The organism is Cellulosimicrobium sp. So1_17 (assembly GCF_055181235.1).
In genome coordinates this window covers 2,954,638-2,972,700 of record NZ_CM143702.1, presented here as the reverse complement: position 1 = coordinate 2,972,700, position 18,063 = coordinate 2,954,638, and the positions used below count along the sequence as shown (strand labels likewise).

The window sequence follows — 18,063 nt, the reverse complement described above, 5'->3', positions numbered from 1 at the left end:
CGGGGTTGCGCCTGAGAAACCGGTCTCTTAGTATCGAGAAACCGGTTACCCGTCCTCCTCCGGGTCTCCATGGGTGTGCCCGCTCCGACGGCGGAGCGGGCACTGCCCAGGACGACTCGTGCTCGTCGAGGGGACGTGAGAGCGAGCTCGACGACCGTCCGCACAGGAGCGGACGACGTCGGCGCCGGTGCGCACGGGTCAGCCAGACCTGTCGGCGGAGCACCACGGCACCAACAGCATCAACAGAACTGCCCCGATTTTCGATGACGAAAGGTGAGGCAACGATGAGACGACCAGTCGCACGACGACTCGTCGCGGCGGGGGCCGCGATGTCCCTCGCAGCAGCCCTGGGCGTGACCGCCCTGGCGACGACGGCCACCGCAGCCGTGACCGGGAGCCCGACGGGCTACGCGACCCAGAACGGAGGGACCACCGGCGGCGCCGGCGGCCAGACCGTGCGGGCCACGACGGGGACGCAGATCCACGCGGCCCTGTGCAACCGGGCCAGCGACGACACCCCGATCACGATCCAGGTCGAGGGCACGATCAACCACGGCAACACCGCCAAGGTCTCGGGCGACAGCTGCAACACCGCAGCAGGCGTCATCGAGCTCAAGCAGATCAGCAACGTCACGATCGTCGGCGTGGGCAGCGGCGCCACGTTCGACCAGCTCGGCATCCACATCCGTGAGGCCAGCAACATCATCATCCAGAACGTGACCGTCAAGAACGTCAAGAAGTCGGGCTCCCCGACCTCCAACGGCGGCGACGCGATCGGCATGGAGAGCGGCGTCCGCAACGTGTGGGTCGACCACGTCACGCTCGAGGCGTCGGGCGGCGAGTCCGAGGGCTTCGACGGCCTCTTCGACATGAAGGCCGGCGTGCAGTACGTGACGCTGTCCTACAGCATCCTGCGCAACTCCGGGCGTGGTGGCCTCATCGGCTCGAGCGAGAGCGACACCTCGAACGGCTTCGTGACGTTCCACCACAACAAGTACGAGAACCTCGACTCGCGCACCCCGCTGCTGCGCGGCGGGATCGCGCACATCTACAACAACCACTACGTCCAGCTCAACGAGTCGGGCATCAACTCGCGCGCCGGGGCGAAGGCCAAGGTGGAGAACAACTACTTCGAGGACTCGAAGGACGTCCTCGGCACGTTCTACACGGACCAGAAGGGCACGTGGCAGGTCGCGGGCAACGTCTTCGACAACATCACGTGGTCGACCCCCGGCGGCGACATCCAGCCGGCCGGCCCGAACGTGACGTCGACGACGAGCGTCTCGATCCCCTACTCGTACACGATGGACGGCGCGAGCTGCGTCCCGGCCCTCGTGAACCAGACGGCCGGCGCGAACAAGGGCCTCAAGGTCTCCGACGGCTCGTGCACGCCGCAGAACCCGGACCCGACGGACCCGACCGACCCGACGGACCCGACGGACCCGACGGAGCCCACGGACCCCACCGACCCGACGGAGCCCACGGACCCGACCGACCCGCCGGAGCCGAGCGCCGAGACGATCTACGTCGCGCCGAACGGCAGCGCGAGCGCGGCCGGCACGCTCGCCGCGCCGACGACTCTCGTCGCCGCGATCGACCGCGTCGCCTCCGGCGGCGAGATCTTCCTGCGGGGCGGGACCTACAACCTGTCGCAGACCGTCACGATCGAGCCGGGCAACGACGGCACGTCGGGCAACCGCACGCTCCTGTCGGCCTACCCCGGCGAGCGGCCGGTGCTGAACTTCTCGGCCCAGGCCGAGGACCCCGCGAACCGCGGTCTCGCGATCGGCGGCGACTGGTGGCACGTGTACGGGATCGTCGTCGAGCACGCGGGTGACAACGGGATCCTCCTCGGTGGCAACAACAACGTCATCGAGCGCGTCGTGACGCGCCACAACCACGACACCGGCCTGCAGCTGTCCCGCCTCGTCGCGGGTGCGCCGTCGAGCGAGTGGCCGTCGAACAACCTCATCGTCTCGAGCGAGTCGCACGACAACGTCGACTCCGACGGCGAGGACGCGGATGGCTTCGCGGCCAAGCTCACGTCCGGCCCGGGCAACGTGTTCCGCAACACCGTCGCCCACAACAACATCGACGACGGCTGGGACCTGTACACCAAGTCCGACACCGGGCCCATCGGTGCCGTGACGATCGAGAGCTCCCTCGCCTACGAGAACGGCACCCTGTCCAACGGCGGCCAGGCCGGCAACGGCGACCGCAACGGCTTCAAGCTCGGTGGCGAGGACATCAAGGTGAACCACGTCGTGCGGAACTCGTTCGCCGTGGACAACGGCAAGCACGGCTTCACCTACAACTCCAACCCGGGCTCGATCACCATGAGCGGGAACGTGGCCGTCGGCAACGAGGAGCGGAACTTCAGCTTCGACGCGGGCACCCACCGCTACAGCGGGAACGTGTCGTGCGACTCCGGGTCGAACGACAAGACCGTCGGCACGGACGCGGGCGGGAACTCGTTCTACAGCGGGTCGAACGGCTCCGCGTGCGGTGCCTACGACGGCGCGCTCGGCTGGTCGTTTGCGGCCGACGGCACGCTGCGCGTCACGTTCGGCGGCGAGCCGACGAACCCGACCGACCCGACCGACCCGACGGATCCCACGGACCCGACGGACCCGACCGAGCCCACCGACCCGCCGTCGGGCACGAACCTGAGCATCGGAGCGGGCGCGGACGGCTCGAGCAAGGCCAGCGGGACGAGCTACGGGAACGCGATCGACGGTGACGCCAGCACCTACTGGTCGCCGAGCGGCTCCACGGGCACGATCTCGGTCAAGTGGGGCACGGCGAAGACCGTGTCGTCGGTCGTCATCCGCACGGCCTCGGGCGGCGGCACGCTCGGTGCCTGGCGGCTCGTGAACAACGACACGGGTGCGGTCCTCAAGACCGGCTCGGGCGCGGGGACGGTCACGTTCCCGGCGACGTCGACGAAGAAGATCAACCTCGTGATCACGAGCGCGTCGGGCACGCCGCGCATCGCCGAGCTCGAGACCTACGCCGGGTAGCCGGCCAGGTCGTCCCGCGCAGGGGCGGGGTCGTGGGGCCGTCACGGCCCCCGGCCCCGCCCCTCCGCACGTCCGGCCCGGTGCGACCGAGGCGGTGCCGGACGCGCGGCCCGGGCGTCCGGTGCCCGACGGCGCCCGGGACGGTCAGGCGAGCGCGCGCGTCCCGGTCGGGGCGAACGTCAGCGCGGGTGCCGTCGGGACCCCGCCCGGACGGTGCCGCGCCGCGTACTCCTTGAGGTCGCCGCGGAAGACGACCTCGCCGGGGAGGTCCAGCAGCATCTGCGGTCGCACCTGCCAGCGAGCGACCCCGAGGTCGCACACGCCCGCACCGTGGAGCACGTGGTAGACGAACTCGGAGCACACGAAGCGCGTGTCGTCCTCCGAACCGCGCCCGGTCAGGACGCTGACGAGCCCGGTCTTCTTGTACGAGTAGGCGTGCGAGTCCAGGAGGAACTCGCTGATCCGGGCGCAGACCACCGCGTGCTGGTCCGGGGTCACCGGGATCTCGAGCACGAGCCCGGGCACGACGTCCATGCCACGGTAGAGCCCGTCGTCGAGCCGTTCGCGCTTGAAGCACCCCACGAACGGGTTGTTCGCGCGCCGTCGCGCGAAGCTGAACATGAGGTCGAGCCCTGGGTCGAGGGCGAGGGAGGCGTGCGTGAACTCGTCGCGCGTCGCCAGGGCGATCGTCCGGGACAGGACGGTGCGGCTCCGCGACAGCACGAGGTAGATGTTCACGCCGCAGACACTACGTCTAATCCGGGTGGACATCTACACGTTCGTCCGGTCTGACGTGCGTGGACGGTCGACGCGGGGTATAAGCGCGCGGCGGGCGTCCTGCGCAGGTCGTCCTCACGACGCCGCGAACGGGTCGGGCGTGAGCGTGTACTTCGTCTGGAGGTACTCGTGGATGCCCTCGGCGCCGCCTTCACGGCCGAGCCCGGACTGCTTCCAGCCGCCGAAGGGTGCGGCGGCGTTCGACACGACGCCGACGTTGAGGCCCATCATCCCGGTCTGCAGGCGCTCGATCATGCGCTGCCCGCGGGCGAGGTCCTGCGTGAAGACGTAGGACACGAGACCGTACTCCGTGTCGTTGGCGAGGCGGACGGCCTCGTCCTCGTCGTCGAACGGGGCGATCGCCAGGACCGGTCCGAAGATCTCCTCGCGCAGGATCGCGCTGCCGGGTGCGACGTCGCTGAGCACCGTCGCGGCGAAGAAGGACCCGGGGCGGTCGATCGCGGACCCGCCGGTGCGCAGCCTCGCGCCGCGCTCGACGGCGTCGCGCACGAGCGCGGTCGCCGACGCGACGGCGCGGTCGTCGATGAGCGGGCCGATCGTCACGCCGTCCTCGGTGCCCCGCCCGGTGCGGAACGACTGCACGCGCTCGGTGACGCGGCGCGCGAACTCCTCCGCGACCGACCGGTGCACGACGAACCGGTTGGCCGCCGTGCACGCCTGCCCGATGTTGCGGAACTTCGCCGCGATCGCGCCGTCGACGGCCTTGTCGAGGTCGGCGTCGTCGAACACGACGAACGGTGCGTTCCCGCCGAGCTCCATCGAGGTGCGCAGGACCCCGCCCGCGGCCTGCTCGAGGAGCTTCCGACCGACGGGCGTGGAGCCTGTGAAGGACAGCTTGCGCAGGCGGGGGTCCCGGAGGATCGCCTCCGAGACCGGGCCGGTGCGCGACGTCGTGACGACGTTGACGACGCCGGCCGGCAGGCCCGCGTCCTCGAGGATCCGCGCGAGGAACAGGGTGGTCAGGGGAGTGAGGCCTGCGGGCTTGACGACGACGGTGCACCCTGCCGCGAGCGCCGGCGCGATCTTGCGCGTCGCCATCGCGAGCGGGAAGTTCCACGGCGTGATGAGCAAGCACGGCCCGACGGGATGCTGAGAGACGACCATGCGGCCCGTCCCCTCGGGGTTCGGGCCGTAGCGGCCCTGGACCCGCGGCGCCTCCTCGCTGAACCAGCGCAGGAACTCGCCCCCGTAGGCGACCTCGCCGCGCGCCTCGGCCAGCGGCTTGCCCATCTCCAGCGTCATGAGGAGCGCGAGGTCCTCCGCACGCTCCTGGACCAGGTCGAACGCGCGCCGCAGGACCTCGGCACGCTGCCGCGCGGGCGTCGCCGACCACGTCGGGAACGCGTCGCACGCGGCGTCGAGCGCCGCGACGCCGTCGGCCACCGTCGCGTCCGCGACGTCCTTGAGGCGCTCCCCGGTCGAGGGGTCGTCGACGCCCAGCAGCGCGCCGTCCTCGGCGGCGCGCCAGCGCCCTCCGACGAACAGGGCGTCGGGCACGGTGGCCAGCAGCGCGGTCTCGCGGGTGTCGGTCATGGGACTCCTTCGTCCGGCGGCTGAGAGGGCAGCAGCGAGCATACCGTGCGGTATGTCGCGTCGGTCTGCCGGACGAGGCCGCTTGCCGGAGGGGCCGCTTGCCGGACGGAGCCGGAGATCACGGCCCTCACTGCGGGGCGTCGAGGCCCTCGAGCTCCGTGACGAGCGTGCTGTGCTCGGCGTCGTGGCGGATCGCGGCACCGAGCACGGACGCCGCGCGGGCGTAGGCGGGGTCGTCGAGCACGCGTCGCACCGACCGCGCGATGCGGTCGGCGGACGACCGTCGCGAGATCGCGACGCCCGCGCCGCGCAGCGTGACGCGCACCGCGTTGTCGGCCTGGTCGCGGCCGTGCGGGAGCACCACGACGGGGCGCCCCGCTGCGAGGGCCTTGACCAGCGTGCCGTGCCCGCCGTGCGTGACGACGAGCGCGGCGCCGGGCAGCACCGCGTGGTGCGGCGCGGACGCGACGACGGCGACGTTCGCCGCACCCGGCACCGCGTCGGGCGCCAGGCTCTGCCCGGTCGTGACGATGCCGCGGACGGGAAGCATCGCGAGCGCGTCGACGATGCGACCGAGCAGCGCGGCCTGGTCCTGGAACGTCGACGACAGCGCGACGAGGACGAGCGGGTCGTCGCCGGGCGGAGGGGCCCACGGGGCGTCGTCGGCCCACGACGGGTCGTCGAGCACGGGCCCGACGTACCGCGCGTTCGCTGGGAGCGGGCCGGGCAGGTCGAACGCGGGGCTCGTCAGGACGAGGTGGCGGCGTGCGGCGCTCATCTGCTCCCACGAGTGCGTCAGCGGGCCGAGCCCGAGGCGGGCGCGCAGCCCGTTCAGCCCGTCGATCGTGTACCGGTCGAACACGCGCGACGACAGGCTCGTCACGGCGCGGTCCCGGGCGCGCCCGAGAGGTCCGCGCGCGGGTCGCAGTCCTGCCCCGAAGGGCGTGCGCCCCGGCGTGGGCAGGGCGTAGACGTTGGGGATCAGCACGTCGAACGGGATGCCGCGCGACTCCGCGGCGACCATCGCGCCGAACGTGAAGACGGACGTGACGACGAGGTCCGGTCGCTCGCGGTCGATCTCCTCGAGGACGTCGTGCGCGACGGCGGGCGCGGGCCCGGCGATGACGAGCTCGCCCATGTCCCGGGCCTGCGCGAGGAGACCGCGCGCCTCCCAGTCCTTGAGCGGGTCGTTCGCCGGGTCGCGGTCGGGGCGGTTCGGCGCGCGGCGCCACGGGACGAGCGTCGCGCCCGTCGCGCGCACCTCGGGCGCCATCGAGTCCTCGCCCAGCACGCGCACGCGGTGCCCGCGCTCCACGAGCCGACGCGCGGCCCCCAGCTCGGGCGGGACCGTCCCGCCGCCGTCGGTCAGGGCGAAGAGGTAGGTGTGCGGCATCGGCGCCCCGTCCGGGAGTACGTGCAGCCGTCGAGGGCTGCTGTCTCGCGGTCCTCACGGTACGCGGCAGCGCGCCGGACCGCTCAGCCGACGAGGTGCGAGCCGGGGACGGAGAGACGCACGACGCCGTCCTCGACGGCGGCGATGTCCTCGGCCGCCGCATACCGGTTGCCGCTGAGGAACCCGGCGCCGTCGATCCGCACGTAGCCCAGGCGCTGCAGGCGCTCCCGGTCCGTGTCGGCGATGCCCTCGCCCGTCGTCACGGCGTCCATCACCGCGCCGAGGAGGTCGTCGAGACCGCCCCGGTCCTCCGGGCCGTTGTCGTCGAGGCCGGCGTCGCCCGTGCGGACGTCCTCCACGGTGCCGACGTCCTCGCCGGCGCTGTCCACCACCCGCAGCCCGGGGTAGACGTCCGCGATCGGCCCGGGGTTGCTCGTCGGCACGCTCATCGTTCCTCCTGTGCTCGCCGTCGGGCACCGGCGGCCCGCGTCCCACCACCTTGTCGGGGCCGGCAGCGCACGCAACCCGGCGACGGCTCTCTCCACGGGCGTGCCGTGCCACCGGTTCCCACGACGGGACGGCGGATCGAGCAGGCGGGCCCGGACCCCGCCGCACCAGGTGCCGACCGCCGGGGGCCTGGAAGGCGCTGCGCTGCGGTCCTACGCTCGGTCCATGGGCGACGACGACCTGACCGGCTGGCTGCTCGACGCCGACCCGGCGCTGCGGTGGCAGGTCGAGCGCGACCTGGTCCACGCGCCGTCGGACGTGTGGGAGGCGACGAGATCCCGCGTGGCGACCGAGGGATTCTGCGCGCGGCTGCTCGCGCACCAGGACCCCGACGGTCGGTGGGCGGGCGGCGCGTACTTCCCGGGGAGCTCGGCCGCGACGGACGCGGAGGGCCGGGCCGAGGAGGGCCAGCCGTGGACCGCGACGACGTGGTCGCTCAACGCGCTGCGGGAGTGGGGGCTCGACCCCGCGGTCCTGCGGGCCCGCCGTACCCCTGAGCTCCTGGCCGAGAGCTGCCGCTGGGAGTACGACGAGCTGCCGTACTGGGACGGCGAGGTCGACTGGTGCATCAACGGGTACACGCTCGCGAACGGCGCGTGGCTCGGCGTCGACGTCTCGGGACTGCGGCGTCGGATCATCGACGGGCGCCTGGACGACGGCGGCTGGAACTGCGAGTGGGTCGCGGGCGCCACGGTCTCCTCGTTCCACTCGACGCTCAACACGCTGCGGGGGCTGCTCGCGTACGAGGAGCTCACGGGGAGCGACGACGAGGTCCGCGCCGCGCGCGCCACGGGCGAGGAGTACCTGCTGCGGCGGCACCTGCTCCACCGCCTCTCCACGGGAGAGCCCGTCGGTGACTGGGCGACGCGGTTCGCCTACCCGTTCCGCTGGTACTACAGCGTGCTCCACGCGACCGACTACTTCCGCCGCGCCTCGATCGTCGACGGGACGCCGCCCGACCCCCGCCTGGCCGAGGCCGTCGAGGTCGTGCGCGAGCGACGCCGGCCCGACGGCACGTGGCTCCAGGAGCACCGGCACCCGGGGCAGGTCTGGTTCGAGGTCGACGTCCCGCCCGGCGAGCCGTCGAGGTGGCTGACGCTCTACGCGACGCTCGTCCTCCGGTGGTGGGACGGTCGCTGAGAGCGGCCCACGCGGGGGACGTCACACCTCGGGCTCCTACCCCTAGACCTGCTAGGCTATCGAGCCCTAGCAGTCCTAGGTATGAAGGAGGCGCCCCGTGCGCATCGACAAGGACCTGGTCGCGGCGTCGGCCACCCCGCTCGTGCTCGGCATCCTCGCGGAGGGCGAGTCCTACGGGTACGCGATCCTCAAGCGCGTCGACGAGCTGTCCGACGGCCGGATGCAGTGGACCGACGGCATGCTCTACCCGCTGCTGCACCGGCTCGAGCGCCTCGGCCACGTGGAGGCGTCGTGGGGCGTGTCCGACGTCGGTCGCCGCCGCAAGCACTACGCGATCACGGCCTCGGGCCGCGAGGCGCTCGCGGAGCGGCAGGACCAGTGGGTCGTCGTCGCCGACGCGCTCCAGCGCGTGTGGCAGGCGGCGCAGCCGGACCCCGCACGACCGCCGCGCCTCGCGGACGGGTGGGCCTGATGGCGCCCACGACGGCCGGGCCGCACGCCGAGCTGGAGGCGCAGATCGACCAGTGGCGCGGCTACGTGCGCCGTCGTGAGGCCATCTCGTCGGCGGACGTCGACGAGATGGAGGACCACCTGCGCGAGCGCGTCGAGGACCTGCGTGCCACCGGGCTCGACGACGAGGAGGCGTTCCTCGTCGCCGTGAAGCGCATGGGCGACCTCGACACCGTCTCGCGCGAGTTCGCGCGCGAGCACTCCGACCGGCTGTGGAAGCAGCTCGTCCTCGTGCGCGAGGAGCCGGCGGACCGCACGCGGTCGTGGCGCGAGCTCGCGGTCGTCCTCGCGCTGGCCGTGGGTGCGGGGGTAGCGGTCAGGACGGCGACGTCGCTCGTCGACGACGAGTGGGTGCTCCTGCGCAACGTCGCCCTGCTGGTCTTCCCGTTCCTCGCCGGCTACTTCGCCTGGAAGCGGCGGCTCACGTGGCAGGTGGGGCTGACGCTGCTCGTGCCGTTCGTCGTTCTGGCCGTCGTGCTCAACGCGTACCCGTTCGTCCCGGGCGGGTCCACCGAGATCATCGCGGCGATCCACACGCCGGTCGTGCTGTGGGCGCTCGTCGGCGTCGCGTACGTCGGCGGACGATGGCGGTCCGACGCGCGGCGCATGGACTTCGCGCGGTTCACCGGCGAGCTCGCGGTGTACTTCACGCTCCTCGCGCTCGGCGGCGGCGTGCTCGTCGGGCTCACGGCCGGCGTGTTCTCGCTCGCCGACGTCGATCTCGAGCCGTACCTCGAGGACTGGATCCTGCCGTTCTGCGTCCCCGGCGCGCTCGTCGTCGCGGCATGGCTCGTGGAGGCCAAGCAGAACGTCGTCGAGAACATCGCACCCGTCCTCACGCGCGTGTTCACGCCGCTGACCGTCGTCATGCTCGTCGCGCTGTTCGCCGTGCTCGCCACGTCGGGGAACCTCGCCGACGTCGACCGCGACTTGCTCATCCTCATGGACGCGATCCTCGTGCTCGTCGTGTGCTTGCTGCTGTACTCGGTCTCGGCCCGCGACCCGCTCGCGCCGCCGACGGTCTTCGACGGACTGCAGCTCGCGCTCGTCGTCGGGGCGCTCGCGGTCGACGCGATCGCGCTGACGGCCATGCTCACGCGCATCGCCGAGTTCGGCGTCAGCCCCAACAAGGCCGTCGCGCTCGGGCTCAACCTGCTGCTGCTCGTCCACCTCGTCGGGTCGGCCGTCCTCATGGTCCGGTTCCTGAGGCACCGGCCGTTCGACGCGCTCGTGCGCTGGCAGACCCGGTTCCTGCCGGTCTACGCGGTGTGGGCGGCCGCCGTCGTGATCGTGGTCCCGCCGGTCTTCGGCTTCGTCTGAGCGGCTCAGACTTCTCCCGCCGAACCCCGGTTTGCGCGCCGATCGAGCCTGCGATCGACGCATGACCCGGGGTTCGGCACGCCACCCCAGGCCAGCGCGTGCCGGTCCCGACGGCGACTGTCGTCAAGCCCGGCGCGGCCGTGCCTCCGGGACGACGAGGGGCGTGCCCGTGACCGGGTCGTCGATGATGCGGCAGGGCAGCCCGAAGACCTCCTCGACGAGGTCGGCCGTCACGACGTCGCCCGGCGCGCCCTCGGCGACGACCGCACCGTCCTTCATCGCGATGAGGTGCGTCGCGTACCAGCACGCGTGGTTGAGGTCGTGGAGCACCGCCACGAGCGTGTTGCCGCGGTCGCGGTTGAGGTCGGTGCACAGCTCGAGCAGCTCGACCTGGTGCGCGATGTCGAGGAACGTCGTCGGCTCGTCGAGCAGCAGGATCGGGGTCTCCTGCGCGAGGACCATCGCGACCCAGACGCGCTGGCGCTGCCCGCCCGAGAGCTCGTCGACGAGCCGGGCAGACAGCTCGGTGACGCCCGTGGCAGCCATCGCCTCGACGACCGCGGCCTCGTCCTCGCGCGACCACTGCCGCAGGAGCTTCTGGTGCGGGTACCGGCCGCGCGCGACGAGGTCCGCGACGGTGATGCCCTCGGGCGCGATCGACGTCTGCGGCAGCAGGCCGAGGCGGCGCGCGACCTCCTTCGCCGGGATCGACGAGATGGTCCGGCCGTCGAGCACCACCTGGCCTCGCGACGGCTTGAGCAGGCGCGACAGCGCGCGCAGGAGCGTCGACTTGCCGCACGCGTTCGGTCCGACGATCACCGTGAACGACCCGTCGGGGATCGTCACGTCGAGGTCCGTGGAGATGACGCGGTCGTCGTAGCCGAGCGTCACGCCGTCGGCGTGCAGACGGTCGGCCGACGGGACGTCCGCGGCCGTGCCCGACGGCGCGTCCCCGGTCCGGAGGTCGGCGTCGCCGTCGACCAGGTCGGCGGAGGTCGTGGCGCTCACGGGTGTCCTTCCACGTCGGGGGATCTGTCGGGAGAGCTGGCGGTCGAGCGGTCGGCGGCTCATCGGCGGGCCTCCCGCACGAGGAGCCACACGAGGTACGCGCCGCCGACGCTCACGGTCACCACGCCGACGGGGAGCTGGGTCGGCGCGAACGCGCGCTGTGCGACGAGGTCGCTCGCGGCGAGCAGGACGGCGCCCATCGCCGCGGCGGGCAGGATGCGGACGCCCGCGCTGCCCGTGAGTCGGCGCGCGAGCTGCGGCGCGGCGAGCGCGACGAACGCGATGGGCCCGGCGGCGGCGGTGGCGAGCGCGGTGAGGGCGACGCCCAGCAGGACCAGGGCGAGGCGCACCCGTTCGCCGCGCAGGCCGAGCGCCGTGGCGGCGTCGTCGCCGAGCTCGAGCATCGCCATGCGCGGTGCGAGCCACACGAGCGGGAGGGCGATGACCACGGCGAGCGCGCACGCGGGCGCCGCCTGCGCCCAGGTGGTCCCGTTGAGCGACCCCGCGCCCCAGACGGCGGCGGCCATCGCGGTCTCGAGGTCCGCCTTGAGGATGAGCCACGTGTTGAGCGACGCGAGCATCGCCGACACCGCGATGCCGACGATGATGAGCCGGAAGCCCTGGACCCCGCGCCGGTACGCGAGCACGTAGACCACCGCGGCGGTGGCGATCCCGCCGAGCAGCGCGCCGCCCGCGACGGACGTGTACCCGCTCCCGAGCACGGTCATGACGACGAGCGCGCCCGTGTACGCGCCCGTGTTGAAGCCGATGATGTCGGGGCTGCCCAGGGGGTTGCGCGTGAGCGACTGGAAGATCGCGCCGCTCGCCCCGAGGCACGCCCCGAGCACGAGCGCCAGGAGGGCTCGCGGGAGCCGCCACTCGACGACGACCATCTGGACGGGGCCGTCCGCGCCGCCGACGAGCGCACCGAGCACCTGAGCGACGGTCAGCGGGTAGTCGCCCGTCGTGAGCGCGACCACCCCGATGGCGAGCGCGACGACCAGCAGGCCCAGGCACACGGCGATCGTGCGCAGGTCGAGCCGCTGGCTCAGGCGGCCGCCGAGCCCGCGCACGACGCGGGTCGGGCGTCCGAAGTCGACGCGGGCGCCGTCGTCGGGCGGGACCGACGGCGTACCTTGTACCGGTGCCGGGGCGATCACAGCCCGCTCGCCTTCGCGCGCCGCACGAGCGCGATGAGCACGGGGGCGCCGACGAACGCGGTGACGACGCCGACCTGGACCTCGCCGGGGGTCGCGATGACACGCCCGATGACGTCGGAGACGAGGAGGAGGACGGGTGCGAGCACCGCGGAGTACGGGATGATCCACCGCTGGTCGGGACCGACCGTCCAGCGCGCGACGTGCGGGACCATGAGCCCGACGAACGCGATCGGCCCCGCCACGGCCGTCGCGGCGCCGCACAGGAGCGTCACGGAGATGCCGACCAGCACGCGCGTGCGCCCGACGTGCGCGCCGAGCGAGCTCGCGAGGTCGTCGCCGAGGGCGACGGCGTTGAGCGGTCGCGCGACGAGGAGCGCGAGCACCAGGCCGACGACGACGAACGGCGCGATCGTCCCCGCCATCTCCATGGTCCGACCCGCGAGCGAGCCCGCGGTCCAGAACCGCATGCGGTCGAACACGGTGGGGTCGAGGAGCATGATCCCCTGCGAGATCCCGCCGAGCACCGCGGCGAGCGCGACGCCGGCGAGCGTGAGCCGCACCGGGGTCGCTCCCCCACGCCCCTGCGAGCCGATCGCGTAGACCGCGACCGTCGCGAGGATCGCGCCGAGGAACGCGAACCAGACGAACGACGACATGTCGGTGATCCCGAGGAGGGCGACCGCGAGCACGACCACGAACGCGGCGCCCGCGTTGACGCCCAGGATCCCGGGGTCTGCCAGGGGGTTGCGGGTCATCGCCTGGATGAGCGCCCCCGCGACGCCGAGCGCCGCGCCCACGAGGAGACCGACGACCGTGCGCGGCAGGCGCAGGTCGCGCACGATCACGTGGTCCGCGGACCCGTCGTACGCGGTGAGCGCGTCCCAGACCGTCGAGGCCGGGACGGCCTTGGACCCGACGACCAGGCTGAGCACGACCGCGCCGGCGAGCACGACGACCGCGAGGAGGAGGCCGAGCCCGCGGGCGGCGTTGCTGCGGGCGAGGCCCGGCGCGGGGCGGTCGTCGGGTGCGTACGACGTCACGTGAGGGGGCGGGCCGACCGTGCCGGACGCGTCGCGCGGCGTGGGGACGCGCGGCGCACGGGTGTCGGCGGACGGGGACATGCGGCTCTCAGGATCTGCTCGGCGGAACCGGGCCGGCTGGCCCGCCCGGTCGCACCCTCAGGGCGAAGGTCAGCCTCACCTTATTTCACCGACCGGTGCTCTCGGCAAACCGCCTGACGGCGGGCCCGCGGTCTCGGGTCGCCCCGCCCGGTGTGCGAGAGTGACGGCATGACCCGTCACGTCCCCGTCGCCGCCGACCACGTCGTCACCGTGGACGACGAGGGTCGCCGCACCGGAACCTTCGAGCGCTCCGCCGTCCACACGACGGAGACGCCCCTCCACCTGGCCTTCTCCTGCTACGTGCTCGACGACGCCGGCCGCCTCCTGCTCACACGCCGCGCGCTCGCGAAGCGCACGTGGCCCGGCGTATGGACCAACTCGTTCTGCGGCCACCCGCGCTGGACGGAGACGACCGAGGAGTCGATCACCCGCCACGCGCAGCACGAGCTCGGGCTGCAGGTCACCGACCTCGAGGTCGCCGTCCCCGGCTTCCGGTACCGCGCGGTCGACGCGTCCGGCGTGGTCGAGAACGAGATCTGCCCCGTCTACACGGCGCGCGCCGAGGGCGGCGTCGACCCGAACCCCGACGAGGTCATGGAGCTCGCGTGGGCCGAACCGGGCGACGTCGTGCGCGCCGTGGACGCCACGCCCTGGGCGTTCAGCCCGTGGATGGTCCTGCAGGTCGCGGCGCTGCGCACCGCTGCCGGCACGGGCGACGGCCCGACGGCGCAGCTCGCCGCCGCGCTCGGGTCGCCGACGGCCTGACGGGGCGGGCCGGCCGGCGTCCACGTGCCGCCGCGGCGGTCCGGATCAGCGGGTCGGTTGTGTGCGCCGCGCGCGCGGGCCGCGCATCCACTCGGGGATCGCGAGGCGGTCCGCGCCGTCGGGCGACACCTCGACCGGACGCGGCGGCAGGGCGAGCGCCTCGACGTCCTGCGCGCCGGGCACTCCGGCCGCCCGCATGGTCTCGCCGAGCGCGCGGACGAGCGCCTCCTGCCGGCGCGGGTCGCGCGCGGAGAACATCCACAGGTCGGCGCTCTGCGCCGTCGCGAGCGACACGGGCTCGCGACGGGCGGCGGCACGGCGTGCCAGGACGGGGCTGACCCCGACGAACGTCACGCACCGGCGCGACCACAGCACCGTGCGCGAGGCGCCCGACACGCCCCGGTCGGCGAGCAGCAGCCCCGTCGTGCGCTGGTTGCCGACGACCGCCCGCACCGTGCGCGGGTCGATCGCCGTGAACGGCAGGACGGCAGGGCGCAGGAACGGCGCGAACGAGCCGACGAGGATCCCGTGGTCGAGCACCACGAGCTTCTCCGACGCGAGGAACCACAGGGCCAGGGCCGCGAGGGCCGCGAACGCCGGCAGCAGCACCGCGACGGACGACGGCGCGGCGTTGCCCACGAGTGACGGCCCTGCCGAGAACACGAGCACGATCAGCACGAGGACCGTCCACGCAGGCCCGTTGAGCGTCGCGGCGGACACGTGGCGCACCTCGCCGAGACCCGACGCCGCGGCGAGGTGCCGGACCTTGGCCGTCGCGCGGTCGCCGGTCGGCAGGGGAGCACCTGGGCGCGCGCCGGGGACGGCCGTCATCGGCCCAGCAGCTCGAGCGGGAGACGGCGGACCGTCGCGGCACCCACCTCGGACAGCGTGAGCGTCACGGGTGCGCCGTCGGCTCCGTGCTCCTCGCCGCGCACGACGTACACACCGTCCGGTGTCGCGTAGACGCTGACCTGGACGAGCACGTCCGATCCGGCCCGGACGCCCGCGAGCGTCGTCACGGCGACCGCGTCGGAGATCTCCGGCAGGGTCGGGGCCTGCGCCGTGAACTCCTCCACGGTGAAGGTCTGCGACCGGCCGTCGAGCACGGCCTTCGTCGCGGGGTCGAGGAAGACGGCGAGACGCCCGGCGAGGTCCGCGAGCGGGTAGACGCTGAACGCATGGTGCCCGCTCGGCGCGACCTCCTCCTCGAGCACACGGTCGTCCTCGTGGAGGTACACGTACACCCAGTGCTTGCCGAGCGCCGTCGTGCGCTCCGCGGAGAGGATCGCGTTCGCGGTGCGCCGGAGCACGAGCGGCCCCGTGACCTCGGGCGCGGCCTCGATGCCGACCTGCGGGTCGCCGTCGGGGCCGGGGGCGGCGGCGCCGTCCGACGGGACGACGAGACCGCGCGCGAGGAGCGAGCGCAGCGCGACCCGCCCGACGAGCGCGCGGTCCGCGCCCTCCTGGGCGTCGAGCCACGGGAGGGCGACGAGCTGCTCGTGGTGGAGGCCGTCGAGGATCGTCACCTCTTCGTCGGTGAGCGTGACGACGTGCGTCACCTCGCCCGCGGTGGAGCGCGCGAGCGTCTGCTCGGCCGCGGCGATGTCGCTGACGGACCACCGCATGTGCTGCTCGGTCTGCTCGGTCACGAGAAGAGCCCTCCGACGAAGTCACCGGCGGCGGAGAGCCCGTCGCCGACCGCGTCCCCGACGTCGGACGCGACGTCCCCGATGGTATCGACCGCGTCGCCCGCGAAGTCCTGGACGTTCTCCCACCCGTCCGCGAGGTACGGACCCGGGTTGGTGGCGAAGCCGGAGATCGCGTCCCAGTTGTCGACGACGAGGTTGCCGAGGGCCCATGCGCCCGCGACGACGCCGGCCCCGACCACGATCCCGATGCCCACGGGGTTGGTGAGCAGGCCGGCCATCATGAGCATGGTCCCCGCGCCACCGATGACGGACACGCCACCCATCACGCGGTCCACGCCGCCGCGCACGCCGTCGTACTCGGACGCGAACATCTGCTGGAAGCCGCCGATCACGCCGAACGCCCCGCCGACACCGCCCAGGAGCCGGCCCGCGGTACCGAGCCCGCCGAGCATGCCCATCGCGTCGTCGAGCACCATGCCGCGCGCGAAGACCGAGGCGCTCGCCGCGGCGTCGGACACGTCCGCGAGGCGGCTCGCCTGGAGGAACCCGTTGAGCGCGGTGCCGACCTTCCAGCCCTTCATGCCGGCGAGCACGAGCGACACGCCACCCCACGCGACCTGCCCGACGTCCCAGATCGAGCCCTGCAGGCCCGGCGCGCCGCCTCCGAGGGGGCCGCCGCCGGGGCCGGTCGGGATGCCCGGCGAGGGGACGCCCGGCGACGGGATCGAGCCACCCTCGGTGCTCGTGTCGTGCTGCTGCTGCGCGTTGCGGAGCACGGCCTGCGACGCGTCCGCGAGCGTCTGGCTCACCCCGCGCAGGAGCGCCATCGACGTCCCGGACCAGTCGCTGCGGAACTGCGACGCGTCGTCCCCCTGCCAGCGCGTGGAGGACTCGACCAGCGACGACACCTGGGCCGTCGTCGAGCTCAGCTGCTCCGACGCGGACTGCAGCGACTGCGCGAGGCTGCGCAGCTGGTTGACGTCGGCTCCCCAGAAACCGCTCACGTCGTCCGTCCTCTCTCGCCCGCCGTGCCGGGACGGCACGCGCTCCGGGAGGCTATCGCGCGGCGTCGGGCCGTGGCGACGGGGAGAGGTCCCCATCCCCGCCCGCACCGGCAGTCGCGTGGTGCACGCCTCGCGCCGCCTCCGGGCGCCTCCCAGGCGCGCGGGGCACAATCGCTGCATGTCCGACGCGGTCCCCGAGCGCCCTGCCCCACCCGCCCGCGACGCGTCCTTCGAGGCCCACGTCGCGTGGGCCCGTTCCGTGCCGGTGGTCGGGTCCGACCTGTCCGCGGTGGACGGACGGGTCGTCGAGGACCCGCTCCCGTGGGACTACGCCGCGCTCGCGCGCGAGCTCGTGGCGAGCGACCGCGGGCCCGTCCTCGACCTGGGCACCGGGGGCGGCGAGGTGCTCGCGTCGCTCGCACCGTTCCCCGCCGGGTCGGCCGCGACCGAGGGCTGGGCGCCGAACCTGCCGCTGGCGCGACGTCGGCTCGCGCCGCTGGGCGTGGAGGTCCGCGCCGTCGAGGGGGGCGAGGACCAGGTGCTGCCGTTCTTCGACGGCCAGTTCGCCGTCGTGCTGGACCGCCACGAGGAGTTCGACCCGGACGAGGTGCGCCGGGTCCTGGAGCCCGGCGGCGTGTTCCTCACGCAGCAGGTCGACACGCGCGACGGCATCCGCCTGTGCACGGCGCTCGGCGTCGAGCCCGCGTGGGACCCCGACTCGGTGACGCTCGACGGCGCGGTCGAGGTGCTGCGCGACGCGGGCCTCGTGGTCGACGTCGCACGCGAGCACGGCGGGCTGCGCCGCTTCCGGGACCTCGGGTCGCTGCTCTGGTACCTGCGCGTCGTCGCGTGGCAGGTCCCCGACCTCGCGAGCCTGTCGCCCGCGGCGGTCGCCCGGTTCGAGGCGCCGCTGCGCGCCCTGCACCTGCACTTCGCGGCGGGTCACGAGTTCGTCGACGAGGCGCCGCGCTTCCTCGTCGTCGCGCGCCGCGCGTACTGACAGCGGGCACGGAAAGGCCCGCGGGCCGGAGAGATGACCTCCCCTGTCGTGCTGGACGAGGGCACGACGCCCGCGGGCCCCGGTGGTCGCGTGGTACTCGCTCGCCGTCGGGAACCTCCCTTCGGGAGGTCCCGC

Annotated in this window: 16 protein-coding genes; 6 read left to right on the top strand and 10 right to left on the bottom strand. The window is 73.5% G+C overall.

The annotated features are described in order from the left end of the window. Positions 1 to 284 precede the first annotated feature (284 nt). Complete coding sequence (locus ACZCLJ_RS13075) at positions 285 to 3,020, top strand: pectate lyase family protein (RefSeq protein ID WP_463104011.1); 2,736 nt, start codon at positions 285 to 287, stop codon at positions 3,018 to 3,020. A gap of 144 nt (positions 3,021 to 3,164) precedes the next feature. Here ACZCLJ_RS13075 and ACZCLJ_RS13070 read toward each other — a convergent pair whose 3' ends face one another. The 4 genes from ACZCLJ_RS13070 to ACZCLJ_RS13055 all read right to left on the bottom strand — a co-directional run bounded on the left by ACZCLJ_RS13070 (position 3,165) and on the right by ACZCLJ_RS13055 (position 7,193). Continuing rightward, positions 3,165 to 3,758, bottom strand: coding sequence for a hypothetical protein (locus ACZCLJ_RS13070; RefSeq protein WP_251152984.1), 594 nt, complete (start codon positions 3,756 to 3,758; stop codon positions 3,165 to 3,167). A 114-nt stretch (positions 3,759 to 3,872) separates the two neighbouring features. Then, positions 3,873 to 5,351 (bottom strand): NAD-dependent succinate-semialdehyde dehydrogenase, encoded by a 1,479-nt coding sequence (locus ACZCLJ_RS13065; protein WP_463104010.1) that lies wholly within the window; start codon positions 5,349 to 5,351, stop codon positions 3,873 to 3,875. Between the two features lie 127 nt (positions 5,352 to 5,478). After that, positions 5,479 to 6,744 (bottom strand): glycosyltransferase, encoded by a 1,266-nt coding sequence (locus ACZCLJ_RS13060; RefSeq protein ID WP_463104009.1) that lies wholly within the window; start codon positions 6,742 to 6,744, stop codon positions 5,479 to 5,481. An 83-nt stretch (positions 6,745 to 6,827) separates the two neighbouring features. Beyond that, on the bottom strand, positions 6,828 to 7,193 hold the full coding sequence (locus ACZCLJ_RS13055) for a hypothetical protein (RefSeq protein ID WP_251152987.1): 366 nt from the start codon (positions 7,191 to 7,193) through the stop codon (positions 6,828 to 6,830). Between the two features lie 223 nt (positions 7,194 to 7,416). On the opposite strand from ACZCLJ_RS13055, the gene ACZCLJ_RS13050 reads away from it, so the two are divergent. From ACZCLJ_RS13050 to ACZCLJ_RS13040, 3 genes are all read left to right on the top strand, one after another. After that, a complete protein-coding gene (locus ACZCLJ_RS13050) occupies positions 7,417 to 8,391 on the top strand; it encodes a squalene cyclase (RefSeq protein ID WP_463104008.1) in 975 nt (324 codons plus the stop codon). A 97-nt stretch (positions 8,392 to 8,488) separates the two neighbouring features. Further along, the gene (locus ACZCLJ_RS13045) at positions 8,489 to 8,863 is read left to right on the top strand and encodes a PadR family transcriptional regulator (RefSeq protein WP_251152990.1); all 375 of its coding nucleotides are present in this window, start codon (positions 8,489 to 8,491) and stop codon (positions 8,861 to 8,863) included. Beyond that, positions 8,863 to 10,221, top strand: coding sequence for a permease prefix domain 1-containing protein (locus ACZCLJ_RS13040; protein WP_463104007.1), 1,359 nt, complete (start codon positions 8,863 to 8,865; stop codon positions 10,219 to 10,221). The genes ACZCLJ_RS13045 and ACZCLJ_RS13040 overlap by 1 nt, the downstream gene beginning before the upstream one ends. A 123-nt stretch (positions 10,222 to 10,344) precedes the next feature. Here ACZCLJ_RS13040 and ACZCLJ_RS13035 read toward each other — a convergent pair whose 3' ends face one another. The 3 genes from ACZCLJ_RS13035 to ACZCLJ_RS13025 form a co-directional block, all read right to left on the bottom strand. Continuing rightward, positions 10,345 to 11,127 carry an ABC transporter ATP-binding protein gene (locus ACZCLJ_RS13035; RefSeq protein WP_463106408.1) on the bottom strand — a complete coding sequence of 261 codons (783 nt, stop codon included), beginning with the start codon at positions 11,125 to 11,127 and terminating at the stop codon, positions 10,345 to 10,347. 161 nt (positions 11,128 to 11,288) lie between these two features. Then, the gene (gene fepG / locus ACZCLJ_RS13030; protein ID WP_463104006.1) at positions 11,289 to 12,389 is read right to left on the bottom strand and encodes an iron-enterobactin ABC transporter permease; all 1,101 of its coding nucleotides are present in this window, start codon (positions 12,387 to 12,389) and stop codon (positions 11,289 to 11,291) included. After that, positions 12,386 to 13,510: an iron chelate uptake ABC transporter family permease subunit gene (locus ACZCLJ_RS13025; RefSeq protein ID WP_463104005.1), complete on the bottom strand. Its 1,125-nt coding sequence runs from the start codon at positions 13,508 to 13,510 to the stop codon at positions 12,386 to 12,388. Before ACZCLJ_RS13025 ends, fepG begins: the two co-directional genes overlap by 4 nt. Positions 13,511 to 13,678: 168 nt before the next feature. Here ACZCLJ_RS13025 and idi point away from each other — a divergent pair, with 168 nt between their 5' ends. Continuing rightward, positions 13,679 to 14,275: an isopentenyl-diphosphate Delta-isomerase gene (gene idi / locus ACZCLJ_RS13020; protein ID WP_463104004.1), complete on the top strand. Its 597-nt coding sequence runs from the start codon at positions 13,679 to 13,681 to the stop codon at positions 14,273 to 14,275. Between the two features lie 45 nt (positions 14,276 to 14,320). Here the strand turns inward: idi and ACZCLJ_RS13015 are convergent, their stop codons facing one another. The 3 genes from ACZCLJ_RS13015 to ACZCLJ_RS13005 are packed head-to-tail and all read right to left on the bottom strand — an operon-like array spanning position 14,321 to position 16,928. Next, complete coding sequence (locus ACZCLJ_RS13015) at positions 14,321 to 15,106, bottom strand: hypothetical protein (RefSeq protein WP_463104003.1); 786 nt, start codon at positions 15,104 to 15,106, stop codon at positions 14,321 to 14,323. After that, positions 15,103 to 15,924 (bottom strand): hypothetical protein, encoded by an 822-nt coding sequence (locus ACZCLJ_RS13010; protein ID WP_463104002.1) that lies wholly within the window; start codon positions 15,922 to 15,924, stop codon positions 15,103 to 15,105. The genes ACZCLJ_RS13015 and ACZCLJ_RS13010 overlap by 4 nt, the downstream gene beginning before the upstream one ends. After that, positions 15,921 to 16,928 carry a WXG100 family type VII secretion target gene (locus ACZCLJ_RS13005; protein ID WP_251152997.1) on the bottom strand — a complete coding sequence of 336 codons (1,008 nt, stop codon included), beginning with the start codon at positions 16,926 to 16,928 and terminating at the stop codon, positions 15,921 to 15,923. Before ACZCLJ_RS13005 ends, ACZCLJ_RS13010 begins: the two co-directional genes overlap by 4 nt. Positions 16,929 to 17,106: 178 nt before the next feature. Here ACZCLJ_RS13005 and ACZCLJ_RS13000 point away from each other — a divergent pair, with 178 nt between their 5' ends. Beyond that, on the top strand, positions 17,107 to 17,928 hold the full coding sequence (locus ACZCLJ_RS13000; RefSeq protein ID WP_463104001.1) for a class I SAM-dependent methyltransferase: 822 nt from the start codon (positions 17,107 to 17,109) through the stop codon (positions 17,926 to 17,928). Positions 17,929 to 18,063: the final 135 nt, after the last annotated feature.